Annotated in this window: 17 protein-coding genes and 2 pseudogenes; 10 read left to right on the plus strand and 9 right to left on the minus strand. The window is 63.5% G+C overall.

Annotated elements, in window-relative coordinates:
• Positions 1 to 91: 91 nt before the first annotated feature.
• The 5 genes and pseudogenes from AC0L2A_RS04325 to AC0L2A_RS04345 all read right to left on the minus strand — a co-directional run bounded on the left by AC0L2A_RS04325 (position 92) and on the right by AC0L2A_RS04345 (position 7,681).
• Positions 92 to 2,551 carry a GcvT family protein gene (locus AC0L2A_RS04325; RefSeq protein WP_473607711.1) on the minus strand — a complete coding sequence of 820 codons (2,460 nt, stop codon included), beginning with the start codon at positions 2,549 to 2,551 and terminating at the stop codon, positions 92 to 94.
• Positions 2,548 to 3,729, minus strand: a complete 1,182-nt coding sequence (locus AC0L2A_RS04330; protein ID WP_473607713.1) for a pyridoxal phosphate-dependent aminotransferase — start codon at positions 3,727 to 3,729, stop codon at positions 2,548 to 2,550. Before AC0L2A_RS04330 ends, AC0L2A_RS04325 begins: the two co-directional genes overlap by 4 nt.
• Positions 3,729 to 4,627 (minus strand): annotated as a pseudogene (locus AC0L2A_RS04335) (homocysteine S-methyltransferase family protein). The gene AC0L2A_RS04330 and the pseudogene AC0L2A_RS04335 overlap by 1 nt, the downstream one beginning before the upstream one ends.
• On the minus strand, positions 4,624 to 7,077 hold the full coding sequence (locus AC0L2A_RS04340; RefSeq protein WP_473607714.1) for a GcvT family protein: 2,454 nt from the start codon (positions 7,075 to 7,077) through the stop codon (positions 4,624 to 4,626). Before AC0L2A_RS04340 ends, AC0L2A_RS04335 begins: the two are co-directional and overlap by 4 nt.
• Positions 7,078 to 7,093: 16 nt before the next feature.
• Positions 7,094 to 7,681, minus strand: a complete 588-nt coding sequence (locus AC0L2A_RS04345) for a helix-turn-helix domain-containing protein (RefSeq protein ID WP_473607716.1) — start codon at positions 7,679 to 7,681, stop codon at positions 7,094 to 7,096.
• 312 nt (positions 7,682 to 7,993) lie between these two features.
• Between AC0L2A_RS04345 and AC0L2A_RS04350 the strand changes: the two genes are divergently transcribed.
• Positions 7,994 to 8,698: a nitroreductase gene (locus AC0L2A_RS04350; RefSeq protein ID WP_091594418.1), complete on the plus strand. Its 705-nt coding sequence runs from the start codon at positions 7,994 to 7,996 to the stop codon at positions 8,696 to 8,698.
• Positions 8,699 to 8,720: 22 nt separating this feature from the next.
• On the opposite strand, the gene AC0L2A_RS04355 is transcribed toward AC0L2A_RS04350, so the two are convergent.
• From AC0L2A_RS04355 to AC0L2A_RS04370, 4 genes are all read right to left on the minus strand, one after another.
• The gene (locus AC0L2A_RS04355; RefSeq protein WP_473607717.1) at positions 8,721 to 9,308 is read right to left on the minus strand and encodes a sarcosine oxidase subunit gamma; all 588 of its coding nucleotides are present in this window, start codon (positions 9,306 to 9,308) and stop codon (positions 8,721 to 8,723) included.
• Positions 9,301 to 12,309, minus strand: a complete 3,009-nt coding sequence (locus AC0L2A_RS04360) for a sarcosine oxidase subunit alpha (RefSeq protein WP_473607718.1) — start codon at positions 12,307 to 12,309, stop codon at positions 9,301 to 9,303. Before AC0L2A_RS04360 ends, AC0L2A_RS04355 begins: the two co-directional genes overlap by 8 nt.
• Positions 12,306 to 12,602: a sarcosine oxidase subunit delta gene (locus AC0L2A_RS04365; protein ID WP_473607719.1), complete on the minus strand. Its 297-nt coding sequence runs from the start codon at positions 12,600 to 12,602 to the stop codon at positions 12,306 to 12,308. Before AC0L2A_RS04365 ends, AC0L2A_RS04360 begins: the two co-directional genes overlap by 4 nt.
• 87 nt (positions 12,603 to 12,689) lie before the next feature.
• Positions 12,690 to 13,949, minus strand: coding sequence for a sarcosine oxidase subunit beta (locus AC0L2A_RS04370; RefSeq protein WP_473607721.1), 1,260 nt, complete (start codon positions 13,947 to 13,949; stop codon positions 12,690 to 12,692).
• Positions 13,950 to 14,165: 216 nt separating this feature from the next.
• On the opposite strand from AC0L2A_RS04370, the gene AC0L2A_RS04375 reads away from it, so the two are divergent.
• The 9 genes and pseudogenes from AC0L2A_RS04375 (at position 14,166) to AC0L2A_RS04415 (ending at position 25,259) form a co-directional block, all read left to right on the plus strand.
• Positions 14,166 to 16,655, plus strand: a complete 2,490-nt coding sequence (locus AC0L2A_RS04375) for a mechanosensitive ion channel family protein (RefSeq protein WP_473607722.1) — start codon at positions 14,166 to 14,168, stop codon at positions 16,653 to 16,655.
• Positions 16,656 to 16,839: 184 nt separating this feature from the next.
• Positions 16,840 to 17,103 carry a hypothetical protein gene (locus AC0L2A_RS04380; RefSeq protein ID WP_023798910.1) on the plus strand — a complete coding sequence of 88 codons (264 nt, stop codon included), beginning with the start codon at positions 16,840 to 16,842 and terminating at the stop codon, positions 17,101 to 17,103.
• 260 nt (positions 17,104 to 17,363) lie between these two features.
• A complete protein-coding gene (locus AC0L2A_RS04385) occupies positions 17,364 to 18,797 on the plus strand; it encodes a UbiA family prenyltransferase (RefSeq protein ID WP_473607723.1) in 1,434 nt (477 codons plus the stop codon).
• A 2-nt stretch (positions 18,798 to 18,799) separates the two neighbouring features.
• A complete protein-coding gene (locus tag AC0L2A_RS04390) occupies positions 18,800 to 20,152 on the plus strand; it encodes an FAD-binding oxidoreductase (protein ID WP_473607725.1) in 1,353 nt (450 codons plus the stop codon).
• A gap of 119 nt (positions 20,153 to 20,271) precedes the next feature.
• Complete coding sequence (locus AC0L2A_RS04395; protein ID WP_091594437.1) at positions 20,272 to 20,748, plus strand: EamA family transporter; 477 nt, start codon at positions 20,272 to 20,274, stop codon at positions 20,746 to 20,748.
• Entirely contained in the window at positions 20,745 to 21,752 is a 1,008-nt protein-coding gene (locus AC0L2A_RS04400; protein WP_473522036.1) for an NAD-dependent epimerase/dehydratase family protein, read from the plus strand. The genes AC0L2A_RS04395 and AC0L2A_RS04400 overlap by 4 nt, the downstream gene beginning before the upstream one ends.
• A 23-nt stretch (positions 21,753 to 21,775) precedes the next feature.
• Positions 21,776 to 23,248 carry an aspartate aminotransferase family protein gene (locus AC0L2A_RS04405; RefSeq protein ID WP_473607726.1) on the plus strand — a complete coding sequence of 491 codons (1,473 nt, stop codon included), beginning with the start codon at positions 21,776 to 21,778 and terminating at the stop codon, positions 23,246 to 23,248.
• A gap of 21 nt (positions 23,249 to 23,269) precedes the next feature.
• A complete protein-coding gene (locus AC0L2A_RS04410) occupies positions 23,270 to 24,505 on the plus strand; it encodes a hypothetical protein (protein ID WP_473607727.1) in 1,236 nt (411 codons plus the stop codon).
• A pseudogene (locus AC0L2A_RS04415) lies at positions 24,502 to 25,259 on the plus strand (FkbM family methyltransferase). The gene AC0L2A_RS04410 and the pseudogene AC0L2A_RS04415 overlap by 4 nt, the downstream one beginning before the upstream one ends.
• The last annotated feature ends 86 nt before the right edge of the window (positions 25,260 to 25,345 follow it).

A 25,345-nucleotide genomic window follows, 5' to 3' on the forward strand; every position in this document is an offset into this window, starting at 1 on the left:
CGGAGTGCGGGGGTGCCAAGCTGGAACACCCCTCATCCGACCGAGCTTCGCTCGGCCACCTTCTCCCACAAGGGGAGAAGGGAAGGGCGCCCTACATCCGCACCCGTTCCGCTTTCGGATCATACATCGGCTTCAGCGACACTTCCGCGGCGAAGCGCTCGCCGGCGATCTCGATCTCATAGGAAGACGACAGCACATCCGCCTCGCTCTCGCCTTGGCACGGCACGTAGCCGAGGCCGATAGCGCCGCCGAGATGATGGCCGTAATTGCCCGAGGTGACCGGGCCGACAATCTTGCCGTCGCGCAGGATCGCTTCGTTGTGGAAGAGCAAGGGTTGCGTGTCTTTCAGGCGGAATTGCACCAGCCGCCGGTTCAATCCGGTTTCTCTTTTCCTCAGCACGGCGTCGCGGCCAAGAAAATCGCCCTTGGCAGTCTTCACCGCGAAGCCAAGGCCTGCCTCCAGCACATTGTCCTCATCGGTGATGTCGTGGCCGAAATGCCGGAAGGCCTTTTCGATGCGGCAGGAATCCAGCGTGTGCAGGCCGCAAAGCTTCAGGCCGACATCGGCGCCGGCCGCCTCGATCGCCTCGAACACGTGTGCGGCCTGGTCGGTCGAGACATAAAGCTCCCAGCCGAGTTCGCCGACATAGGTCACGCGATGGGCGCGGGCCAGCCCCATGCCGATTTCTATCTCCTGAAACGTTCCGAACGGATTGGTTTCGTTGGAGAAATCGTTCGGGCTCAGCTTTTGTATCAGCTTCCTCGAATCCGGGCCCATCAGGCAGAGCACGGCTTCGGCAGCGGTGACATCGGTGATGACGACGAATTCATCGGCGAGATGCTTTTTCAGCCAGGCGAGATCACGCTGCAGCGTGGCGCCCGGTACGACGAGGAAAAAAGTGGTCTCAGACAGCCGCGAGACGGTAAGGTCGCTCTCGATGCCACCGCGCTGGTTGAGCATCTGGGTGTAGACGATCTTGCCCGGCGCCATCTCCATGTCGTTGGCGCAAAGCCTCTGCAGGAAGGCGCAGGCATCGCGGCCCTCGACACGGATCTTGCCGAACGAAGTCATGTCGAACAGGCCGACGCCGTTTCGGATCGCCAGATGTTCGTCGCGCTGGTTGTCGAACCAGTTCTGCCGTTTCCAGGAATAGCGGTACTCGCGCTCCTGGTCTTCACGCGCGAACCAGTTGGCCCGCTCCCAGCCGGCAACCTCGCCGAACACCGCGCCGCGTGCCTTCAGATGTTCATGGAGCGGGGAGCGCCTGACGTTCCGAGAGGTCGCCATCTGCCGGTAGGGAAAATGATCGGCGTAGAGCAGGCCGAGCGTCTCGGAGACGCGCTCTCTGAGATAGCGGCGGTTTTTTTGGAACGGCTGGGCGCGGCGGATGTCGACCTCCCACAGATCGAAGGGTGCTTCGCCATCGTTGATCCATTGCGCCAGCGCCATGCCGGCGCCGCCTGAGGAGACGATGCCGATGGAGTTGTAGCCGGTCGCCATCCAGTAGCCGGAAAGCTCCGGCGCCTCGCCGAGATAATAGCGATCATCAGGCGTAAAACTCTCGGGGCCGTTGAAGAAAGTGTGGATGCCGGCGCTGGCCAGCATCGGCATGCGGTTGACGCCCATTTCGAGGATCGGCTCGAAATGTTCGAAATCCTCGGGCAACTGGTCGAAGCAGAAATCTTCGCTTATGCCGTCCATGCCCCACGGCTTGGCCACCGGCTCGAAGGCGCCGAGCATCATCTTGCCGGCATCTTCCTTGTAGTAGGCGCACTCGTCCGGCACGCGCAGCACGGGCAGCCGGGTCAGGCCGGGGATCGGTTCGGTGACGAGATAAAAATGCTCGCAGGCATGCAGCGGGATGCTGACGCCGTTCTGGGCGCCAAGCTCGCGTGCCCACATGCCGGCGCAATTGACGACGACATCGGCCTCGATCATGCCTTGCTCGTCGCCCTGCATCCAGGAAACGCCGGTGACGCAGCCATTCCTGGTGTGAACCTTGGTGACCTTCACATTCTCGACGATTGTCGCACCGCGCTGGCGCGCACCCTTGGCCAGCGCCATGGCGATATTGGCCGGGTCGCATTGGCCGTCGAGCGGCAGATGCACGGCGCCGACCACATCGGAAACATTAAGATGCGGGTACATCTGCTTGACTTCGTTTGGCGAAATCTCGCGCACGTCGATATCGAAGGCACGGGCGAGCGACGCCTGCCTATAAATCTCGTGCTTGCGTTCCTCGGTCAGCGCCACGGTGATCGAACCGACCTGGCGCATGCCGGTGCCGACATCGGTCTCGGCCTCCAGCCTGACGTAGAGGTCGGCCGAATATTTCGCCAGCCGCGTCATGTTCTGCGAACCGCGCAACTGGCCGATCAGGCCGGCGGCGTGCCATGTCGTGCCCGATGTCAGCTGCTTGCGCTCGAGCAGCACGATGTCGGTCCAGCCGAGCTTGGCCAGATGATAGGCGACCGAGCAGCCTGAAACGCCGCCGCCGATGATGACGGCCCTTGCTTTGGGAGGAATGGTTTTGGGAGACGGGGCGCTCATGCGGCCTCACGGCGATAGCTGGAAACGAAGCGGCGCAAGCGAAGGGTTGCTTCCAGAAGCACCGCCTCGGGCTGGCAGAGGCTGACGCGAATATGGCCGGCGGCGGCCTCGCCGAAGCTCGAGCCCGGCATGACGCCGACCTTTTCCTTGTCGAGCAGAGCCCAGGCGAATTTCTCGTCGTCCGGCTCGAGAGCCGAGATGTCGAGCATGACATACATGCCGCCTTCGGAGCCGCGCACGGTGACGTTGTTCATGCCGCGCATGGCATCGAGGACGACGCTGCGCCGTGCGGCATAGCGTTCGGCGATCTCCTTGACGCCGTAGCCGTTTTCCAGCGCCTCGGCGCAAGCGAGGCTGATGAACGCCGGCAGGCCGTAGGTGGTCACCAGATTGAGGTTGGTCAGCAGCGAGATCATCTGTTCGGGCCCGCTCAGCCAGCCCATCCGCCAGCCGGTCATGCCGTGGCTCTTCGACATGGAATTGATGACCAGCGTGCGTTCCGCCATGCCTGGCAGCGAACGCGGCGAGACGTGCTCGCCGCCGCCCAGCGTCCAATAGACCTCGTCCGACAGCAGCCAGAGGTCATGCTCCCGGCAGATCTGCGCCAGCTCTTCCAGCCGCTGGCGCGAATAGACGGCACCCGTCGGGTTGTTCGGCGTGTTGATCAGGATGGCGCGGGTGTTCGGCCGAAGTGCTGCGCGAATGTCGGCGGCGCGCGGCTGGAAACCATCCTCGGCGGGTGTCTCGACCACGGTGAAATCGGCGCCCGCCGCACTGAAGGTGTTGGGGTAGGTCGCGTAATAGGGCGCCACCACAATGGCATGGTCGCCCTGGTCGAGAACGGCCTGCACCGCCGCGTAAAGTGCCGCCTGCCCGCCCGGTGTGGCGATGACCTGGTCGGGGTTGGTCGTAACGCCGGTGCAGGCGGTCGAGGCCGCCGCCATGGCCTGGCGCAGGCGCGGAATGCCGGCAAGCGGGGTATAATGGTGATTGCTGGCGCGAACCGCGGTCACGCAGGCTTCGATCGTCTGCGTCGGCGTGTCGAAATCATGGTCGCCGACCGACAGCATGATGATGTCCTCGCCGGCATGCTTGCGCGTCCAGGCGGCGATATGGACCTCCCAGCCGTCCTTGCCGGAAGGCACGATGCCGGAAATGCGCGATGACGGTCTGGGCATTATGCTACTCCTGAAATTTCGTAGCCAGCCTGTTCGAGCCGGTCACGCAGGGCGGCGATATGAGGCGGCCCGACTTCGCAGCACCGCCGACGATGTCGGCGCCGGCCTCGACCCAGCCGACCGCCTGGTCGGCATAGGCATCCGGATCGAGGTCGTGGCGGGCGTGCAGCACTTCCACCGTTCCGCCATGCTTGAGCGCCTCGACCGAGGTGAAGCCGTTGGCATAGGCGCCAACCGGCCCGCCGAGAGCGATCAGTTCGGGCAGCGCTGCAGCAATGGCTTCGGGCCGGCAGCAATTGATCAGCCTGGCTGCGACCGGCAGGCCATCGAGAGCTCTTGCTGCCGCCGCTATGGTTTCGCCGCTGCGCAGCCGCGGCGCGCCGTGATCGGCGAGCGTCCACGACACCCACACCGGCTTGCCGCTTTCCGACGCGGCGGTGACAGCCGCGCGCGCCTCCTCGGCCGACGCCATGGTCTCGCACAGGAACAGATCGACACCGTCGGCCTGCTCGGCAACGATGCGGCGGTAGATGTCGAGCGTATCCTCGAAGGATATCGTCAGGGCCGGTGCGTAGCTGCCGAACAGCGGCGACAGGCAGCCGGCGATTGCCGCGTCGCCGGCCTGGTCGCGCGCTTGCCTTGCCAGTTCTATGCCGCGCTGCTGCAGCGGCTTGAACAGCTCTTGCGCGCCCTCGCGTGCCAGCCGCTCGGGGGTTGCGGAATAGGTGTTGATGGTGATGACGCGGGCGCCGGCCCGAATGAACTCCGCATGCAGGTCGCGCACCAGGTCCGGTTCGTCGATCAGCACCCTGGCCGACCATAGAGGGGTGGGATCGGAGCTGCTGCGGCGGACCAGTTCCTGGCCCATGCCGCCGTCGGTGAGAATGACTGAATTCATGCGCGCAACCTCTCGTTGTTTGGATCCCACAGCGGTTCGTCCTTCTGCACGACCGCCTTGAAGCGTTCGCCGAAGATCTCGACCTCGACCGCAGTTCCCGGCTCAGTCAGGTCGGCGCGCAGCATGCCGAGCGCGATCGACTTGTCGATGCGATGACCCCAGCCGCCGGACGTCGTCTCGCCGACGATCCGGCCGTTATGCCACAGCGTCGACATGGTTGGCGCGTCGCAGTCGCCGGGGTTTTCGACGACCAGCGTGACAAAGCGCTTCTTCACGCCCTGCTGCTTCTCGTTTTGCAGCGCCGCCTTGCCACGGAAATCCGGCTTGTCCCATTTCACGAAACGCTCCAGCCCACCCTGCAGGATCGAATAGTCGGTCGACAGGTCGCCTTTCCAGGCGCGATAGGATTTTTCAAGCCGCAATGAATCCAGCGCGTACATGCCGAACGGTTTCAGGCCGTGCTTCTGCCCGGTCGCCCAGACGGCGTCGAAGATGGCGGCGGTGTCGTCGATCCTGGTGTGGATTTCCCAGCCGAGTTCACCGGCGAAGGACACGCGCAACAGCCTTGCCCAACGGCCGGCGATTGTCGTCTCCTGGTAGGTCAGCCAGGGCAGAGCAAGGTCGGCGGCGCAGACATCGGCGAGGATTTTTCGCGAATTGGGCCCGGCGAGGATCTGCGTTGAGAATTCCTCGGTCCTGTCGACCAGCCTGAACGAGGCGTCCTTCGGCATGCGGCATTTCAGCCATTCGAAATCGTGCCACTGCGCCACCGCGGCGGTGATCAGCGTCATCAAATTCTCGTCGTGGCGAACGACAGACATTTCGGTGACGATGCGGCCCTTGTCGTCGGCAAAATAGACGAGGCCGATGCGGCCGGGTTTCGGCACCAGGCCGGTGATCTGTTGGCTCAACCAGTCGGCCGCGCCCGGACCGTCGAGATTGAAGCGGGAGAACCCGGGCAGGTCCAAAATGCCGGCGGCATCGCGCACGGCAAGGCATTCTTCGCGCACGCGATGCTGCCACGGCCCGTCGCGGCGGAAGGTCAGCGTCGCGGTTTCCGAGACGTCGTCGCCGGCCCGCGCGTACCAGGTGGCGCGCTCCCAGCCATTATAGGCGTCGAAGCAAGCGCCGAGCGCCTTGATGCGATTATGGATCGGCGACAGTTTGCGGTCGCGGCCTGCCGGCCAGGCATGGCGCGGGAACTGGATGGCGTATTCGTTGCCGTAGATTTCCATGCCCTTGGCGACGCAGTAATCCGGGGCCGAGGCAAAGCCGGTGAAGCGGCGCGGATCGCAGGACCACATGTCCCATTCGGTTTGGCCTTCAGTCACCCATTCGGCCAGCACCTTGCCGGCGCCGCCGCCCTGGGCGATGCCGAAGGTGAAGACGCAGGCCTCGAAGGCGTTCGGCACGCCGGGCATCGGGCCGATCAGCGGGTTGCCGTCCGGCGCGTAGGGGATCGGACCGTTGATGACCTTGGACAGGCCGGCGGTGCCGAGAATCGGCACCCGGGCGACGGCATCGGCCAGATAGTCCTCGAGCCGGTCGAGATCGTCGGGGAACAGCTGGAACGAAAAATCGTCTGGCATCGGATCGTTGTGGCCGACCCAATGGGCACGGCAATTGCGCTCATAGGGGCCGAGATTCATGCCGTTCTTTTCCTGGCGCAGATAATAGGAGGTGTCGACGTCGCGCAGCAGCGGCAGTTTCTTGCCCTGCTCCTTCGACCACGCGGCCAGTTCGGGGATTTCCTCGAACAGGATATATTGATGGCTCATCACCATCATCGGCACGTCGCGGCCGAACATCCTGCCGACTTCGGCCGCACGGTAGCCGGCGGCGTTGACGACGATCTCGCAGCGGATCTCGCCCTGAGCGGTCTCGACCACCCACTCGTCCTTGTCGCGGCGCACGCCGGTGACCGGACAGAAGCGAATGATCTTCCCACCCAGGTCGCGGGCGCCCTTGGCCAGCGCCTGGGTCAACTGCGCCGGGTCGATGTCGCCGTCGCTCGGATCGTAGAGCGCGCCCTTCAAATCATGCGTTTCGATGAACGGGTAGCGGCGCTTGATCTCGTCGAGGCCGACCACATCGATGTCCATGCCCTGGTAGCGGCCCATGCCCTTGGCGCGTTGGAACTCCTGCATGCGCTCTGCCGTATGGGCCAGCCGGAGCGAGCCGGTGACATGGTAGTTCATGGGGTAGCCGACCGCATCGGCCAGCCCGCGATAGAGTTCGGTCGAATAGCGCTGCATGTTCATCAGCGACCATGACGAGGAGAAGGTCGGCACGTTGCCGGCCGCATGCCAGGTCGAGCCGGAGGTGAGCTCGTTCTTTTCCAGGAGCACGCAGTCGGTCCAGCCCGCCTTGGCGAGATGGTAGAGCGCCGACGCACCGACGACACCGCCTCCGATGATCACCACACGTGCCGTAGTCGGCAAACCGGCCATACTCTTCTCCAGACCTCTAGTAGACAGGTGGCGAAACCACCCAGATGACCACCGCCGGCTCCGCACCGGGATTGCGCCAGCGGAATGGCTTGCCGTCGAAGCGAAACGAGTCACCTTCGCCAAGCCGGTGCCAGACGCCTGATATCTCGATGTCGAAGCTGCCGGAAGCGACATATCCGGCTTCCTCCGTCGGCCGGCGGGCTTCGGTCTTCAGTTCAGCACCCGGCGCGAAGACCGAACGCAGCATCTCGAAGCTACCGCCGAGATCGGGCGAAAGAAGCTCCTCCACCAAGCCGGAATCGCTTGTGCCAAGCGTGCGGCGGCTGCCGGCGCGCACGACCACGCCGCGCTCGTTCTCGACGGGCACATCGTGGCTGAAGAACAGGCTGACCGGCACGCCGAACAATTCCGCGAAGCCTCTGAGATCGCTAAGCGACGGTATCGACAGGCCGCGCTCGACCTGACTGACCCAGCCGACCGAGCGGCCGAGCTTCAGGCCGGTCTCGGCAAGCGTCAGCCCGCGCGCCCTGCGCAGCGCCCTGATATCGCCGGCCAGCAGCCGTTCGCGGGTTTCCTGCTCCGATCTGACGGCGGTTGAGGTCAAAGCTTTTTTCTCGGTAAAAATCTGTCTGGTGAAAAGTCCCCCTTGGTAAAAAATTGAGGGCAAATTTCATCAGGGGTCAGGTTCGTGAAAAAATCAAGAGAATTTTCATGAGGCCACAAGATTTGCTTGCGCCGTTTTGACGGTTCAGGCAAAGGCTCGGCCACGAACGGCGAGTGAGGGCGTCCGGTCGAGGCTTGCGTTAGAGCGCCATGCGTCAAATTGGACCGCAATGGTGCTCTCTCATTTCTAGACGGCGCATGTATCCTTTCCGGAATCGATTCCGGTTTCCGGGGCACGCGCAAAGGGACGCCCATGCTGGAAAACAGGACTAAGATTACGGATGGCGCGGCGATCGTCGACGAGGCGATCACGTCGCGCCGTTCGGTGCGGGCGTTCCTGCCCGACATGGTCGACGATGAGACGATCCGCGCCATACTCGCCGTTGCCGCGCGTGCGCCTTCGGGCACCAACATGCAGCCCTGGCGGGTCTACGTGACCAGGGGCGAGGTCAAGCAGCGGATCACCGACGCCATCCTCAACTCCGGCATCCGTGCCGAAAAGGCCGAGTGGGACGAGTATCGCTACTATCCCGACCAGTTCTTCGAGCCCTATCTGACCCGGCGGCGGGCCAACGGCTTCGGCCTCTACAGCGTGCTCGGCATCGGCCGGCGTGAGGTCGACAGGATGCGCGCGCAGCACGACCGCAACTTCGTCTTCTTCGACGCGCCGGTCGGCATGATCTTCACCGTTGACCGGCGGCTGAACAAGGGCTCGTGGATCGATTACGGCATGTTCCTGCAGAACATCATGGTGGCGGCGCGGGGCAGGGGTCTGCACACCTGCCCGCAGGCGGCCTTTGCACCCTATCACAAGCAGATCAGGCCGGTGCTCAACATTCCCGACGAGGAGATCGTCGTCTGTGGCATGGCGCTTGGCCGTGAGGACACATCCAAGCCCGAAAACGCGTTCCGCACCGACCGCGCGCCGCTGGAAGAGTGGGTGACGTTCGCCACGTGAGGTGACGACGCGCCGCGTCGGTCTACTGCACTTCGTAGCCGACTTCCTCGCTGGAGTGACAGAGCGCCTTCCAGAACGAGCGCGCAAACGAGCGGAACACATAGATGTCGAACTGGTCGGTGCCGGTGCGCTGGATCTGGGCGAAGACATCATGATGCATGGTCGAGCGGCCGGCACCGACCGGGAAGGCCGGCAGCGCGAAGTCGATGGCGAAGAACTTTGCCAGCACCCATTCGGCCTTCGGTCCGGCGATGCGGATCGCGGTGCGGCCGTGCGACAGGTCGGTCACGGTGCCGATATCAGGGGTGACGACATTGGCAAAGGCCGATGCCAGGCCCTCGGCCTCGTCGACCACGGTGAATTTTCCCGGTGCAAATCCGAACACCGACCTCACGCCGTTGGTGCTGCCGGCGCCAGCGCCGTCGGGCAGCGCAAGGCCGGTAACGGTGCGAATGCCTGCTATCAACGCCTTCTCCTGGCCCGGCCAGGCTGCGAGCTGCAGGATCGATCCCGGCCTGGTTTCGGAGAGGATGACCTCGATGCCGTGTTCGAAATCGCCATGCGAGCCGGTGCGCAGCTCCAGCTCAAGCGGGGATTGGCGCTCAACCATGCATGCGGCTCCCGTCCGGATCAAAGAAGTGATTGGAGACGATCTCGACCGGGCCGAACCGGTTGCGCAGAGGATCGGAGATATGGGCGCGCGTGCCGCGCCGTGCCTTGCCGTCCTTGACCAGAGCGAGCGCGATGTACTTGCCGAGCGCCGGCGAATAACAGCAAGCGGTGATGTGGCCGATGGAATTGTGCGGATTGGCTTCGTCGAGCGCTTCGACGATGTGGGCGCCGCCGTTGAGCGGCTGGTTGTCCAGCGAAATCAGGCCGACGAGTTCCAGGCGGCCGGGCGCGATCAGGCCCTCGCGATCCATCATCGCCGAGCCGATGAAGGGCTTCTTCCTGGACAGCATCCAGTCGAGATGCAGGTCGCGTGCGCTGGTGCGGCCGTCGATCTCGGCGCCGGTGACGTGACCTTTCTCGATGCGCAACGTGCCAAGCGCCTCAAGCCCGTAGGTCACCAGTCCGAACGGCTTGCCGGCTTCGATCAAGGCTTCCCAGACAGGGGCGCCGTAGCCGGCGCCGGAGTAGACTTCGAAGGCCATTTCGCCGGAGAAGGAAAGCCGGCAGATCATCACCGGCACGCCTGATATCTTGCCGTGCACGATGCCCATGAAAGGCAGGGTTGCGTTGTCGACGGCGGTGCCGGTGACGCAAGCAGCAAGGATCTCTCTCGCCCTAGGCCCGCCGATCGCCGCACCCGCCCATTCGTCGGTCACCGAGGTGACATGGACCCTCAGCTCCGGCCAGATGACGTCGAGGAAATACTCCAGATGCTGCATCACCTTGCCGGCATTGGCGGTGGTGGTGGTCATCAGGAAGTCCTGTTCGCCGAGCCGCCACGTCGTGCCGTCGTCGAAGGCGAGGCCGTCCTCGCGCAGCATCAGCCCGTAGCGGGCCTTGCCGACGGCCAATGTCGAGAACATGTTGGTGTAAACCCGGTCGAGGAATTCCGCCGCGTCCGGGCCCTGCACGGCGATCTTGCCCAGCGTCGAGACATCGACGATGCCGGCGCTCTCCCGCGTCGCCCTGGCTTCGCGCACATAGGCCTGCTCGATTGTCTCGCCGGGATGGCCATAAATCATCGGGCGATACCAGAGGCCGGCCGAATACATGGTCGCGCCGTTGGCGACGTGCCAGTCATGCATCGGCGTCAACCGTTGGGGCCTCAGGTCGCCGAAACGCTCGGCGGCGAGTGAGCCGATCGACACGGCCGAAAAAGGTGGGCGAAAGCGTGTCGTGCCGACTTCGGGAATCGGCTTGCCCAGCGCCTCGGCCATGATGGCGAGGCCGGATATGTTGGAACTCTTGCCCTGGTCGGTCGCCATGCCGAGCGTGGTGTAGCGCTTCAGATGCTCGACCGAGACGAAGCCTTCGCGATGTGCAAGCCGTACATCCTCCGCGGTCACGTCGTGCTGGAAATCGACGAAGCTTTTTCCATTGGCCCTGATCTCGAACACCGGCGCCGGGTCGGGACCGCCGGGTGCGGCTTCGACGACCGGCAGGGCCGTAGGCACGCCTGTTCCACCTGCCGCCGAAAGCCCGGCGGCGCGGCCTTCGGCGATTGCCTCGGCGGTTGAAAAGCTGCCGGTGATAGCGCCGGCGCCAATCCATTGCTGGGTTGGCCATTGCTGGGTTTGCTTCGGTGGCAGGAAGGCTTGTCTGGCGGCATTCCATTCCGCCTTGGCGCCGGCCTGGCTGGCCAGATGGATGGTCGGCGACCAGCCTCCCGACATCAGCAGGCAGTCGGCTTGAATGCTGCGCGCCTCGCCGGCAAGCGCGCCGTTGACCATGTCGAAGCGCTGCACCTTGACGCCGGACAGCGCCTTGCCGCCTTCGGTGGCGACCACGGCGTGACCGAAAAGGATCTTGGCTTCCGCTTCATCGGCGAGTTCGCGCATCCTGCTCGAAAGCTCCGGCCGCACGTCGACGATCGCAACAATCGCCGCACCGGCCTTCTTCAGCGCCAGGGCGGAGCGATAGGCGCTGTCATTATTGGTGAACAGTGCGATCCTGTTGCCCGCCAGCACGCCGTACTCGTTGGCGTAGCGTTCGGCGGCATGCGCCAGCATCACTCCCGGCCGATCGTTGCCCGGAAACACCAGCGGCCGCTCGAAGGAGCCGGTGGCCAGCACCACCGACTTGGCGCGAATGATCCAGTAGCGATGGCGTGGTTCGCCCTTGCCGGGCCTCTCCTTGTGGTCGGCAACCCGTTCAAGCGCGGCGAGCGTGTTGCCGTCGTAATAGCCCCAGACCGTGGTGCGTGGCAGCAGGCGGACATTGTCATAGCCTTCGAGCTGGCCGGCGGCTCGCGCTGCCCAGTCGGCCCCGGGCATCCCGTCGATCGTCTCGCCCGACCAATTGGCCGAGCCGCCGAAATGCGGTTCGAGTTCGCTGAGGATGACACGCGCGCCCTGATCGGCGGCTGCCCTGGCGGCCATCAGTCCGGCCGGACCGGAACCGACCACCAGCACATCGCAGAAGGCGTTCATGCGCTCGTAACGCGCCGTGTCGGCAGCGGTCCCGGCGCGGCCGAGACCGGCGGCGCGGCGGATGAAATGCTCGCAGAACTTCCAGAAACGCGTGCTCTTCAGCGGGCCGATCGCGGGCCCCATGAAGGTCTTGTAATAGAAGCCGGCGGACAGAAGCTTGCCGCCGAGCTGGTTGGCGGCGCTGACATCCCAGGCCAGCGATGGAAAGCGGTTCTGGCTGACGGCGGTCAGCCCATCATGGATCTCGACCATGGTCGCGGCGATGTTGGGCTCGCGAACCTCGCCCCGCAAAACCGTCACCAGGGCGTTCGGTTCCTCGACGCCTGCTGTCAGCACCCCGCGAGGACGGTGATATTTGAACGAGCGTCCGAACAGCGTGACGCCATTGGCCAGCAGCGCTGAGGCAAGGGTGTCGCCGGCATGGCCGGTGTAAGGCGCGCCGTCGAAGGTGAACCGGATGGTTCGCAGCCGGTCGATCCGGCCACCGGCATCGGTGCGGCGCGGGCTCATGACTTGCCCTCCGCCTTGTGCCGGGCAGCCACTTTGTGGTCGCCGCGCGTGAACGCGACGCTGGAGATCTCGTGTGTCAGCGTGTTGCGCACGACCCTGAGATGGGCACGGCAGCCGCCGGAATGCTGCCAGATCTCGTTGTGGTCACCCGGCGGGTTCAATCGGTCATAGACATAGGCGTTCCAGGCATCGAGGTCCTGCGAGGCAGGCTGAGGGCGCTCGCGGTTGCCGTCACCCTGATAGGTGAACTCGATGACGTCGCGCGGGCCGCAATAGGGGCAGGTAATCAGCATGCGATTGTATCTTCTCGTTTGACCATGATCTTGGCCGAAAACCGGTTTCCACTCTTGTTACGCCGACCTGCGGTTCGGGATCATGGTCTAATGCAGCCGCGGTGTCGCGCCCTGGCCCTTGTCGTCGATCACCAGTCCGCGATGGAAGCGATCCAGCGTGAAGGGCGCGTTGAAGTCGTGCGGTTCATCCTTGGCGATGGTCCAAGCAAAGCACCAGCCGGAGGCCGGCGTCGCCTTGAAGCCGCCGTAGCACCAGCCGCAGTTGAGATACATGCCCGGCAGCGGGCCGGTGGTGATGATCGGAGAACCGTCCATCGACATGTCGCAGACGCCGCCCCAGGAACGCAGCATGCGAACCCGGGCGAGACCCGGAAACAGCGCCAGCATCTCGCTCATCACCTCATCGACAACAGGCAAACTGCCGCGCTGGGCGTAGCTGTTGTAGCCGTCGAGATCGCCGCCATAGACAAGGCCGCCCTTGTCCGACTGCGACATGTAGAAATGGCCCATGCCGAAAGTCAGGACTGTGTTGATGAACGGCTTCAGCGATTCCGTCACAAAAGCCTGCAGCACGTGGCTCTCGATCGGCATCGTATCGATGCCGGCGAGCCGCATGACTTGCCCGGTGCTGCCGGCCACCGCGACCGCCACCTTCCTGGCGCGGATATCTCCGCGCGACGTCGAGACGCCTGATATGCGGTCGCCGTCGCGCAGGAAGCCGGTGACCTCGCAATTCTCGATGATGTCGACACCACGGCGGTCGGCGCCGCGCGCATAGCCCCAGGCGACGGCATCGTGGCGGGCGGTGCCGGCGCGCCGCTGCATCAGGCCGCCGACGATTGGGAAGCGCGCCGTGGCGGAGACGTCCAGCGCCGGCACCAGGCGCGCGATCTCGGCCGTGGTCATCAGTTCGGCGTCGACGCCGAGATGGCGCATGGCGTTGCCGCGGCGGGCAAAATCGTCGAGCTGGGCGGGCGTGTGCGCGAGGTTGAGGCAGCCGCGCTGCGAGAACATCACGTTGTAGTTGAGATCGTGCGACAGGTTCTCCCACAGCTTCATCGAATGTTCGTAGAAGCGCGTGTTGGCCGGCAGCAGGTAGTTGGAGCGGACGGCTGTCGTGTTGCGGCCGACATTGCCGGAGCCGAGCCAGCCCTTTTCCAGCACTGCCACGTTGGTGATGCCGTGCTCCTTGGCGAGATAATAGGCGGTCGACAGGCCATGGCCGCCACCGCCGATGACGATCACGTCGTAGGACGCCTTCGGGTCCGGCTTGCGCCAGGCCGGTTTCCAGTCCTTGTTGCCGGTCAGCGCATTTTTGAGAAGCGAGAAGGCCGAATATTCCGCCATTCTTTTTGTTGTCCGTTCTGGCTTTTCGTCAGCCGTTTTGGGCGATGCGGCACATTATAGAGCAGGCCGGTGCCGCAAAGCCAATATTGCGCCATCGCTTTTCGACTGGCCGACTCCGAAGGGCGGGCAGGGCGGGACGGCTTGCTCCCCGGTATCAGCGTCTTTATCAAGGGCGAGCTTTAGAACGCCTTACCGCCTGTGAGTCGCCAAACGATCATGCTTTTCCGACTGCTCCGCTTCGTTCTGGTCCTGGCGATCGTCGCCTCGGCGCCGCTGTCGCTTGATGCGGCGGCGCAGGGGCTTGAGCAGGCTGCCTCTGGAGTGGTCGCCGACCAGCAGAAAATCCTGCAGGACCTGACGACGAGGACCGACAATCTCGAAAAAAAAATCCAGGAGGACGGTGACGACGACGCCAGCCTTGTCGACATCCGCCTGCAGCTCGAGGAAATGTCGCGAGGTGCGCTGGACAGCGCGCTTGTCTTCCGCCCGCGCCTTTCGGAGATCAACGCAAGGCTCGATCAGCTCGCGGCGCCGCCGGCCGCGGGCCAGCCACCCGAACCCGACATCGTGACCAGCGAACGCCAGGCGCTGGCGTCCGAAAAGGCCGAGATCAATGCTGTCATCGCCGCGGCGCAAAACCTGTCGATCCGAATCAGCGGCCTCATCGCCAAGATCGCCAATATGCGCAGCGAGCTGTTTCGCAATCTGCTCACCAAGCGCTACGTGCTGTCCGACGCGTTGAGCCCTGAAGTCATTTCCGATGCCAATGGTGAATTTACCGGCTTCAACAAGGCAGTGTCGTCGTGGCTGGCCTTTGTCTTCAAGTTCAAGTTCCAGGCCGTGCTGGCCGCGACCTTGACGGCGCTTTCCCTGGCGGCGGTGCTTTTTGTCGGTGGGCGGCGTTTGTTCGGGCGCATCTTCGAAGCGGACCCGTCGGTCGAAGATCCGTCCTATCTCAGCCGGTTGTCGGTGGCGTTCTGGTCGACATTGCTGCCGACGCTGGCGGTCGGCGTCTTCCTGGTCTCGACCGTGTTCTTTTTCAACTATTACAATGTGTTGCGCGGCGACATTGGCGTTTTCCTGAAGGCGCTGGTCGGGGTCATCGCGGTGGTGTTCTGCGTCAACCGACTGGCCAATGCGACGCTGGAGCCGCGGCTGCCGAACTGGCGGCTCATCCCCGTTGAATCAGGCCCGGCACGCTGGCTGGTGCGGCTGACGACCGCCATGGCGGTGGTGATCGGCGTCAACTATTTCCTGTCGGTGGTCAACGACACGATGGGCTCGCCGCTGTCTCTGACCATCGCCAGAAGTTTTGTCGCCACCGTCATCGTCGGCATCATCCTGATCCTGATGGCGCTGCTGAAGCCGTTCAAGGCCACCGACGGAAGCTGGCGCCCCTGGCCGGCGTGGCTGCGCTACACCGCTGTCGCGCTAGGCCTTTTCACCATTGCCACGGCGCTGCTCGGCTATATCGGCCTTGCCATCTTCGTCTCGCTGCAGGTCGTGGTCACCGGTACCATTCTGGTGACCGCCTATATCGGCTTCCTGTCAGCGCGGGCGATCAGCGAGGAAGGTGGCTTTGCCAACACGTCGATCGGGCGCTGGCTATCGACCAATTCCAGTTATGAGGAGTCCGCGCTCGACCAGCTCGGCCTGGTCGTCAGCGTCGCCATCAACCTGATGATCGTGCTGGTGTTCCTGCCGCTGATCCTGTTGATGTGGGGCTTCCAGCCCGGCGACATCGAGGCCTGGGCCTACAAGCTGGCGACGGGCCTCACCGTCGGCTCCGTGACGATCTCGGTGACCGGCATCCTGACCGGCATCGTCGTCTTCATCATCGGCTATTTCCTGACGCGCTGGTTCCAGGGCTGGCTCGACGGCTCGGTGATGGCGCGCGGCAAGGTCGATACCGGCGTGCGCAACTCGATCCGGCTGGCGGTCGGCTATGCCGGCGTCGCGCTCGCAGCCCTCGTCGGCGTCTCGGCGGCGGGCATCGATCTCTCCAACCTGGCGCTTGTCGCCGGCGCCCTGTCGCTCGGTATCGGGTTTGGCCTGCAGAATGTCGTCTCCAACTTCGTCTCCGGCCTGATCCTCTTGGCCGAGCGGCCGTTCAAGGTCGGCGACTGGATCGTCGCCGGTGAGATCAGCGGCACGGTCAAGAAGATCAGCGTGCGCGCTACCGAGATCGAGACGTTCCAGCGGCAGTCGGTGATCCTGCCCAATTCAAACCTGATCAACAATGCCGTCGGCAACTGGACGCACCGCAACAAGCTCGGTCGCATCGACATCAAGGTCGGCGTCGCCTACGGCAGCGACGTCAAGCAGGCCCATGCTGTGCTGTTGGAGATTGCGCGCGGCCATCCGCTGGTGCTGAAAAATCCGGAACCCTTCGTGCTGTTCACCAATTTCGGGGCGGCCGCTCTCGAATTCGAAATCCGTGTGTTCCTGGCCGACGTGATGAACGGCAACATCGTGCAGAACGACATTCGGTTTGCCGTCCTCGACGAGTTCGCCGATCAGCATATCGAAATTCCGTCGGCGCCGCGCGCCGTCGTCGAGACCAAGACGCATGAGGCGTGGCCGATCGATGACGACAAGATCGAAGTCGATTTTGCCGAACAGGAGCAAGCAAAGGCGGAAGCCGTGGCCGAGACGAAACGCCTGGCCAGATCCGGGCGCAAGACCCGCAAGCCGGATCCCGATTAGGGTTTATTGATATTCAGCCGGCCTGCGAACGGCTGATACCTGCGCTTCCGACGCAGCCAAAGCAATTGCGGCATGAATGCGGCATTCAGTTGCCGTTCAGCTTGCATCTCATATAAGCTCACATGCAAAGGGCGGGAATGCCTTGCGAAATGCAACAGAGGCGGTGGCAACACCGATACTGCAAATGTGGAAGTCGCTCGTCGCCGCCATCGCTTTTCTTGCCGTGGGCGGTTCAGCCTTTGCCGCCAGCGCCACCAACAAGGACGCCGAGACCCGCACACTCGTCGTGACCGAAGGCGGTGGCAAGACGGAGCTGGCGCTGGCCGCCGGCGAAACCGCTGAATTCTGCCCGACCGGCTGTTTCGTTACCATGCCGAATGGCGACCTCGAAGCGCTGACCGGTTCGGAAACAATCGAAATCTCTGGCGGCGTCGCCCGCATCAAGTAACCGCGTCAAAAAACGTTGACTAGTATTTAGAAGGCCGGGCAAATGCCCGGCCTTTGATCGTTTCGGGTTATCGAAACTTAACGATGAAAGGGAAAATACCGTCACGCAAGCCAGGCCGGGCCGGACGCTTTAACGATCGCTGCGCTGTTGCCCGCTATATCGGGCCGAAGACGCCGAAGCATGGGGTTTTGGATCGGCGCCTGATCCTTTCCGAAAGGTCGGCTTTCGGGATCATGCGCTTTTAGGCAGGGCGACGAAGAATGGATGCGCGGTCGGACAGGAACGCAATCCCGCTTGCTGTCGATCTCGACGGCACGCTGATCGCGACGGACCTGTTGTGGGAAGGTCTGTTCATCCTTCTCAAGAAGAATCCGCTCTATGTTTTCCTGGTGCCGTTCTGGCTCGCCGGCGGGCCGGCGCGGTTGAAGCAGGCCATCGCTCAACGCATCGACATCGATCCTGCGTCGCTGCCCTACCGCGAGGCGCTGCTTCAGCGCCTTCGCACCGAACATGGCGAAGGCCGCAAGATCGTGCTGGCGACCGGGACGCCGCGTAAATTCGCCGAGGCGATCGCCGCACATCTCGGGATATTCGATCGCGTCCTGGCGGCTGACGGCCCCCACAACATGACGTCAGGCAGAAAGCGCGCCTCGCTTGTCGCAGCCTATGGCGATGGCGGCTTCGACTATGCCGGCAACAGTCGGCACGACCTTAAGGTATTCGACGCCGCGCGCACGGCAATCGTCGTCGCGCCCGACCGTCATGCCGCGCGCTGGCAGGCCGCGCACAGTGCTGAAATCATGCCGGCGCCGAAACCGACATTCAGAACCATCGTCAAGATGCTGCGCGTTCATCAGTGGCTGAAAAACTCGCTGATCGCAGTGCCGATGGTGCTGTCGCACGAATACTTCAACGCCGACATGATCTGGGAATGCCTGCTGGCATTCGTCTCGTTCAGCGCGGTCGCTTCCGCCATCTACATCCTCAATGATTTCTTCGATCTCGCGCTCGACCGCAAACACCCGACCAAGCGCAACCGGCCATTCGCCAGCGGCGCGCTGTCGATCCCGTTCGGCCTCGGTTCAATGATGGTGCTGCTCGCAACAGGCGTTGCTGCAGGGCTTCTGCTGCCGATCGAATTCCTCGGCGTACTCGGCGGCTACATGGTCATCACCACCGGCTATTCGCTGTCGTTCAAGCGCATGCTTCTGATCGACGTGCTGACATTGGCCGGTCTCTACACGATCCGCGTTCTGGCGGGCGCCGCGGCAACCGGCGTCGACGTCTCTTTCTGGCTGCTGGCCTTCTCGATCTTCTTTTTCCTGTCGCTGGCGCTGGTGAAGCGGTTTGTCGAGCTGCGCACGACCGCCATTCCGGCCGGCGAGCGCATTGCCGGCCGCGGCTACCGCACCGAAGACCAGGAGATCGTCGCCCAGGCGGGCATGGCGTCGGCCTTTTCCTCGGCGCTGGTGCTGGCGCTCTATATGGACAGCGCTGCGGTGCGCGAACTTTATCCGCATCCTTGGCTGGTCTGGCCGCTGGCGCCGATCGTGCTTTACCTGACCATGCGCGTCTGGATTCTCGCCCGCCGCGACCAGATGCATGACGATCCGGTCGTCTTCATCATCCGCGACTGGCGCAGCCAGATCGTCGTGCTCATCGGCGCTGTATTTCTGGTCGTCGGAGGCTGGTAGGCGTGGGGCAGGAGCGGTTCCAGAGCTTCGGTCTTGCCACGCCACCGGCACTCAATGTGATCCCGGCGGACGACGCTGTTGCGTTGCTGAAGAGCGGCAAGGCGACAAGAAACGCTTTGCTCGCCTACGGCAACGGCCGCTCCTATGGCGATTCCTGCCAGAATGGGGCCGGCACTATCATCGATATGCGGCCGCTGAACAGGATCCGCGCCTTCAATGCCGAGACCGGCGTGATCGAGGCCGAGGCCGGCGTGCTTCTGTCCGACATCATCGCCCATGCAGCGCCATACGGCTTCTTTCCCGCCGTCGTTCCGGGCACGCAGTTCGTCACCCTCGGCGGCGCCATCGCCAACGACGTTCACGGCAAGAACCATCACCGGCGCGGCACCTTCGGCTGCCACGTCGAATCCTTGACGCTGCTCAGATCGGACGGACAGGCCCATTACAGCTCGGCCACCGAGAATGAACGCCAGTTCGCGGCGACGATCGGCGGCATGGGGCTGACTGGCCTGATACTGTCCGCATCGATCCGGCTGATGAGGGTGCCATCGCTCGACATCATCGAGAAGGTGACGCCGTTCCGTGATCTCGGCGAGTTCTTCGAACTTGCAGAAGCGGCCGATCAGGCCAACGAATACGTCGTCGCCTGGATCGACCAGCTTGCCGGCGGCCACAGTCGCGGGCGCGGGCTGCTGTTCACCGGCAATCACGCCGAGCATGGCTCCCATGTGGCCTTGCGTGCCGGTGGAAATCTTTCGGTGCCGTTCCAGCCGCCGTTCAACGTGCTCAACCGGCCGTTCCTGACTGCCTTCAATGCCGCCTACCGGTGGAAGAAAGGCCGGTCGACGGAGGCGCGTCAGGTCGGCTACCAGGGTTTCTTCTTTCCGCTCGACGGCGTCGGCAACTGGAACCGCCTCTATGGACCGAATGGACTTTTCCAGCACCAGAGCGTGATGCCGGAAGACGTCGCGCGCCGAGTGGTGCCGGCGTTGCTTGCGGCGGCAAAACGGGCCGGGCAGGGCTCGTTCCTCACAGTCCTGAAGCGCTTCGGCGGGGTCCGCTCGCCGGCACTGCTGTCGTTCCCGCGGCCGGGTTTCACGTTGACGCTGGATTTCCCCAACCGTGGCAGGGCGACGCTGGCGCTGCTGAAGGAGCTCGACCAAATCACGGTCGAGGCCGGTGGTGCGGTCAATCCCTACAAGGATGCCCGCATGGGCGACGACGTTTTCGCAGCGTCCTTTCCGGAATGGCAACGCCTCGAAGCGATCCGCGATCCCGCCTTCATGTCGAGTTTCTGGGCGCGAACGGCGAAAAGGCTCGAGGCGCGACACGGAGCCGCCGAAGCCGCGGAATAGATAACATTCGAATAGTTCGTGGTAAACAGATCGATAATTCAAGCTTTCCTCGAACTTTTTCGTGCTTCACGAAATGTTTGGAAGTTTTCAGTAGAACGAAAAAGGTTGATGAGAAAAACATGAAATACATCGTCTCAATTCTGTTCACGGTCATGACCAACGCCGCCGCGCAACTCATGCTGAAGCAGGGCATGATGTCACTCGGTCCGATTTCCTTCGAGGGCAGCAATCCGTTGCTGAAGCTGTTGCAGATCGTCTTCAGCCCATGGGTTTTCTTCGGCCTGTGCACCTTCGTCATCTCGATGGCGGCGCACATCTATGTGCTGTCCAAGGTAGAGCTCAGCTTCGCCTATCCGTTCCTCAGCCTCGCCTATGTCGCCGTTGCGATCTTCGCCTATTTCATCTTCCGCGAAGACCTCAATGGCTGGCGTATCGCCGGCATCGCTTTCATCTGCGTCGGCACGGTGCTGATCGCCCAAAGTGGCCGGGATCTGGGTGGCCGGGATTTGGATAGCCGGGATTTGGGTGGTCGCGGGCATGACGAGGAAACGGCCTCCTTTTCGTCCGACAAGATTCAAAGTGGGATCGTTCGATGAGACATGTGATCTTCGGCGGCGACGGTTTCGTGGGCCGCCACCTTGCCCCGAAACTCCTGGCCGATGGCGAGGAGGTGGTCGTCGCAGATATCGCCAAAAGCGACCTGCCGCATTACCGCTCGGTCCGATATGTCAGGTGCGACGTCACCGATCCGGCCTCGGTCGCTTCGGTTGGGCTGAAGGCCGACGACATGGTCTACAATCTGTCGGCGAAAATGCTGTCGCCGATCCAGGTGCGCGCCAGGCGCCACGAATTCTTCTTCCCGGTGAATTTCCACGGCACCGAGCATATCATGCAGGCGATGGACAGAGCCGGCGCGCCCAAGCTCGTCCATTACACGACCGACATGATCTACGGCCACACGGTCACACAACCAATGACCGAGGAGCACCCGGTCGCGCCGCTCGGCGAATATGGCTGGTCGAAGCAGAAGACCGAGGAACTGGCCGTCGAATGGCGCAAGCGCGGCATGTCGATCTCGCTGTTTCGGCCGCGCCTGATCATCGGCCCCGGCCGCCTCGGCATCCTCGAAAAGCTGTTCAAGCTGATCGACTGGAACCTCCCGGTGCCAATGATCGGCTCGGGCAAGAACCCGTATCAGTTCATCTCGGTGTTCGACTGCGCCGAGGCGGCGCGCGCCGCCTGGAGAGCCGGCGTGCCTGATGAGGCCTATAATCTTGGCTCGCTCAACCCGCCGCCGGTCCGGAAACTGCTCGGCGACCTGATCAGGCATGCCGGGTCGAAATCGATGCTGATCCCGACGCCGGGCTGGGCCGTCAAGCGCACGCTCGACCTGCTCGACCGCTTCAACATGCCGATCATGGATCCGGAGCAGTATCTGATCGCCGACGAGGATTGCGTGCTCGACGTGTCCAAGGCCGAACGCCAGCTCGGCTGGGTGCCGCAATATCGCGACGAGGACATGCTGATCGCCGCCTACAGCGAATATCGCGCCAAGAAAGACGGCCATGCCGTCGCCGCCAAACATGTGCCCGCCGAGTGATGCGCCAGCAGGAGATTCTTGAGATGACCGTCATGACCAAGCCAGACCACACGACTGCGCGCGCCACGGTCAGCGGGCCGGCGCTTTCGCCCGCCACCACCGCCAAGCCCGATCTGATCAGCGTCGAGCAGGCCAAGGCGATGGACGTCGCGCGCATGACCGACCTGTTCAAGGCGCATCTCAACCCCGGCCAGCTGCATTTCATGAAGCTGCTCGGCTTCCACAAGATCAAGGTCGAGCGCGCCGAAGGCATGTTCTACATCGACCAGAACGGCCGCAAGATCCTCGATTTCTTCGGCGGCTTCGGCTCGCTGGCCTTCGGCCACAATCATCCGCGCCTTCTCGAGGCGCGCAAAAAGTTCCAAGAGGAGAAGCGGCAGGAGATCGCCATCGCCTTCATGTCGCAATATGCGGCGGCCCTGGCGCACAATCTCGCCAAATGCTCGCCCGGCGACCTCGATATGGTGTTTCTGGGCTCTTCCGGCTCGGAAGCCATGGAGGCGGCGGTGAAGCTCGCCGAGCGCGCCGCCGGCCCGAAGCGGCCGAAAATCGTCTATGCCGAGAATTCCTTCCACGGCAAGACCAAGGGCGTGCTGGCGATCACCGACGGCTCGCTCTATCGCGCCGACTTCAAGATGGCCGACAATGTCATGCGCATTCCGTTCGGCGACGTCGAAGCGGTCGAGCGCACGTTCCGCTCCGATCCCGAGGTCGGCGTCATCGTGCTCGAAACCATCCAGGGCGGCGGCGGCATCATCCAGGCCCCTGCCGAATACTGGCAGAAGCTGCGTGCGCTATGTGACCAATACGGTGTTCTGTGGGTCGCCGACGAGGTGCAGTGCGGCTATGGCCGCTCCGGCCGCTTCTATGCCTTCGAGCACTACGGCGTCGTTCCGGACGTGACGGCGCTGGCAAAGTCGCTCGGTGGCGGCAAGGCGGCGGTCGGCGCGATGATCGCCAGGCGCGAGGTCTATTTGAAGGCCTATGGCACGCCGAAGACGGCGATGATCCACGCCATGGCCACCTTCGGCGGCATGGGCGAGGCCTGCGTCACCTCGATCGAGGCGCTCAACGTGCTTTACGACGAGGGGCTGATCGACAACGCCGCGGTCACCGGCGACTATCTGCTGCAACGCCTGCAGACGTTGCGGGAAAAATACCCGAGGATCATCAAGGAGGTCCGCGGCAAAGGCCTTATGGTCGGGCTGGAATTCCACGACTTTTCGCAGACCTTGCCGATGGTGCTGCGGCCTGTGGTCAGCGTGCTTGACGACAAGCTGAAGGGATCCTTGTCCGGTTTTGTTGGTGCTTTGCTGCTGCGTGACTACGACGTGCTCGTTGCCTTCACCGAATACAACCGCAACGTCATCCGTCTCGAACCGCCGCTGATCTGCCAGCGCGAACATGTCGACCGCTTCGTCGAGGCGCTCGACAGCCTGTTGTCGCGCGGCATCGTGTCGATCGTGAAGGATTTCGTCAAAAGCCAGGTTCGTTAGCCAGGTGCGCCGAGCGAGACCATGCTGAGCAAGTCTCCGGCTCCGAGAAACCTGCTCGACCGGCTGACCAAGGCCAGTCTGGCATGGGGCGAGGGCACTTATGCGCGTCTTGCCGCACCGATCGGCGCGGCTGCCTTCGCGCTCTACATCCTGCTGACCGCGGCGACGGCATGGTTCATGCCTGACGCCAATTGGGACATGCTGCCCTACCTTGCGATCGCCGAGGAGGGCACCTATCGCGATGTGCAGGCGCTGCACGATTATGCCTATGGCACGGTCAGGGACGGCCTGTCGGCGAGCGACTATAAGGCGCTGACCGATGATGGCGGCGGCTTCCGCAGTCATATGGCCGGGAATGCCGCCGATTTCCATTCGCTGCTCGGCATGTACCGGATCAAGTTCCTTTACGCCGAGATCCTGTCGACGATGAGCTCGGCGATGTCGCCGGTCGCGGCGATGCGGCTGCTGCAGGTGTTCTCGGTGCTGCTGTTCGGCGCGATCGCGCTGCTCTGGCTGCGCTCAGAGGGCGCGCTGGCGCTGGCGCCGGTTCTCGGCGCGGTGCTGATGATGGCTGATTTCGGCGACGCGGCGCGGGCGTTGACGCCTGACCTGCTGTGCTCGGCGCTGTTCCTCGGCGGGCTCTTTGCCTATAGGCGCGGTCGTGAAGTGGCCACCGCGATCCTGCTCTTCCTCGCTTTCATGGCTCGGCCCGACAGTATTGTTTTTCTTGCTATTTTTGCCGTGCTGCTGTTGGTCTTCCGGCAGAATGCGTGGGGCGCGCTGGCCGGCTTTGCCGCCTCGCTCGTCGCCTATTTCGCCATCTCCCACTGGGCGCAGCATCCCGGCTGGTGGCCGCATCTGTGGTTCTCCTCGATCGAGCAGCACTACAATATGGCCGGCTTCGATCCGCCGTTCTCGGCTGTCGCCTACCTCCGGGCTTTTGCCGCCTCCCTGATCCGTGCCGTCAGCCTGAATAACTGGGTCGGCGTCTCGGTGATGGCGCTGGCGGGGTGGTATGCCTCAAGCCGTGCCGGCTTCAAGCTCGACCGCCGCGCCGGCATTCTGTTTGCGGCATTGGTGCTCGGCGTATTGGCCAAATTCACGGTCTTCCCGATCCACGACACCCGCATCTATTTTCCCAATCTGATCCCGCCGTTCCTGCTGCTCGCCGGGCGATTCATGGCGTTGTGGGCATCAGCGAGCACCAAAGGGCGCGGCGCCGCGCCATTGCACGTCATTCCTGGAGACAAGTCATGAGTTCCGTTTCCAGCCTGGCGCGCATCGCGCTGTCGCTCGGCCTCCCCGCTGGCATCCTCGATCGCGGGCCGTCGCTGCACGGTACGAAGTTCCTGGCGAAGGCCGCGCTGAAGGCGCGCCTCAGTGGGGCAAAAAGGCGGTTCCAGATGGTCAATGTCGGCGCCTGCGATGGCGTGTTGTTCGACGATGTGACGCCGTGGCTGCACCGCATCCCGCACGCTCGCGCCGTACTGGTCGAGCCGATCCCGCACAACCAGAAGCGGTTGCGCGCCAACTATACCGATACGGGCCGCTTCATCATCGAGCCGGTCGCGGTGACGAAGAGCAAGGGAACGATCACGGTCCACACCTTCGATGCCGCCGCACTCGAGGCTGGCACGCTGCCGATCGAGTTCATCGGCTGCTCGTCGGTGACCGACACCAATCTGATGTCGGGCAAGAATGCCTGGGGCCAGGCCGATGCCAACTTCAACAAATTCGCGCCGCACCTCAGGGATATCGAAGTGCCGTCGGAGACATTGCAGACGCTGCTCGACCGCAACGGCATCACCATATCGACGCCTTCCTTGTCGATTGCGAAGGCGCCGACTGGATCGTCTTCGAGCAGCTCGACCTCGAGCGCTACCGTCCCGGCATGATCAAGGTCGAGGTTGGTGCGTTGCCGGCGGCCGAGATCGGCCAGGTCGTGGTCAAGTTGAAGACCGCCGGCTACCAGGTCGGCTTCCAGGCCGAGGACATCTGGGCCTTCGCCTGAGGGATAGCCCCGGAGCCCGATAGCACCTGATTTTTGCGGGTCGCGTCGCACTTGCAGCGTGTCGCAAACAGGCGGTAGCATGGCGG

It is taken from the genome of Mesorhizobium sp. WSM4844, from assembly GCF_055811775.1.

Excerpts from the sequence above, each read along its gene's own strand:
- AC0L2A_RS04325 (WP_473607711.1), bottom strand. The coding sequence starts at position 2,551 with ATGAGCGCCCCGTCTCCCAAAACCATTCCTCCCAAAGCAAGGGCCGTC.
- AC0L2A_RS04330 (WP_473607713.1), bottom strand. The coding sequence starts at position 3,729 with ATGCCCAGACCGTCATCGCGCATTTCCGGCATCGTGCCTTCCGGCAAG.
- AC0L2A_RS04340 (WP_473607714.1), bottom strand. The coding sequence starts at position 7,077 with ATGGCCGGTTTGCCGACTACGGCACGTGTGGTGATCATCGGAGGCGGT.
- AC0L2A_RS04350 (WP_091594418.1), top strand. The coding sequence starts at position 7,994 with ATGCTGGAAAACAGGACTAAGATTACGGATGGCGCGGCGATCGTCGAC.
- AC0L2A_RS04355 (WP_473607717.1), bottom strand. The coding sequence starts at position 9,308 with ATGGTTGAGCGCCAATCCCCGCTTGAGCTGGAGCTGCGCACCGGCTCG.
- AC0L2A_RS04360 (WP_473607718.1), bottom strand. The coding sequence starts at position 12,309 with ATGAGCCCGCGCCGCACCGATGCCGGTGGCCGGATCGACCGGCTGCGA.
- AC0L2A_RS04365 (WP_473607719.1), bottom strand. The coding sequence starts at position 12,602 with ATGCTGATTACCTGCCCCTATTGCGGCCCGCGCGACGTCATCGAGTTC.
- AC0L2A_RS04370 (WP_473607721.1), bottom strand. The coding sequence starts at position 13,949 with ATGGCGGAATATTCGGCCTTCTCGCTTCTCAAAAATGCGCTGACCGGC.
- AC0L2A_RS04375 (WP_473607722.1), top strand. The coding sequence starts at position 14,166 with ATGCTTTTCCGACTGCTCCGCTTCGTTCTGGTCCTGGCGATCGTCGCC.
- AC0L2A_RS04380 (WP_023798910.1), top strand. The coding sequence starts at position 16,840 with ATGTGGAAGTCGCTCGTCGCCGCCATCGCTTTTCTTGCCGTGGGCGGT.
- AC0L2A_RS04385 (WP_473607723.1), top strand. The coding sequence starts at position 17,364 with ATGGATGCGCGGTCGGACAGGAACGCAATCCCGCTTGCTGTCGATCTC.
- AC0L2A_RS04395 (WP_091594437.1), top strand. The coding sequence starts at position 20,272 with ATGAAATACATCGTCTCAATTCTGTTCACGGTCATGACCAACGCCGCC.
- AC0L2A_RS04400 (WP_473522036.1), top strand. The coding sequence starts at position 20,745 with ATGAGACATGTGATCTTCGGCGGCGACGGTTTCGTGGGCCGCCACCTT.
- AC0L2A_RS04405 (WP_473607726.1), top strand. The coding sequence starts at position 21,776 with ATGACCGTCATGACCAAGCCAGACCACACGACTGCGCGCGCCACGGTC.
- AC0L2A_RS04410 (WP_473607727.1), top strand. The coding sequence starts at position 23,270 with ATGCTGAGCAAGTCTCCGGCTCCGAGAAACCTGCTCGACCGGCTGACC.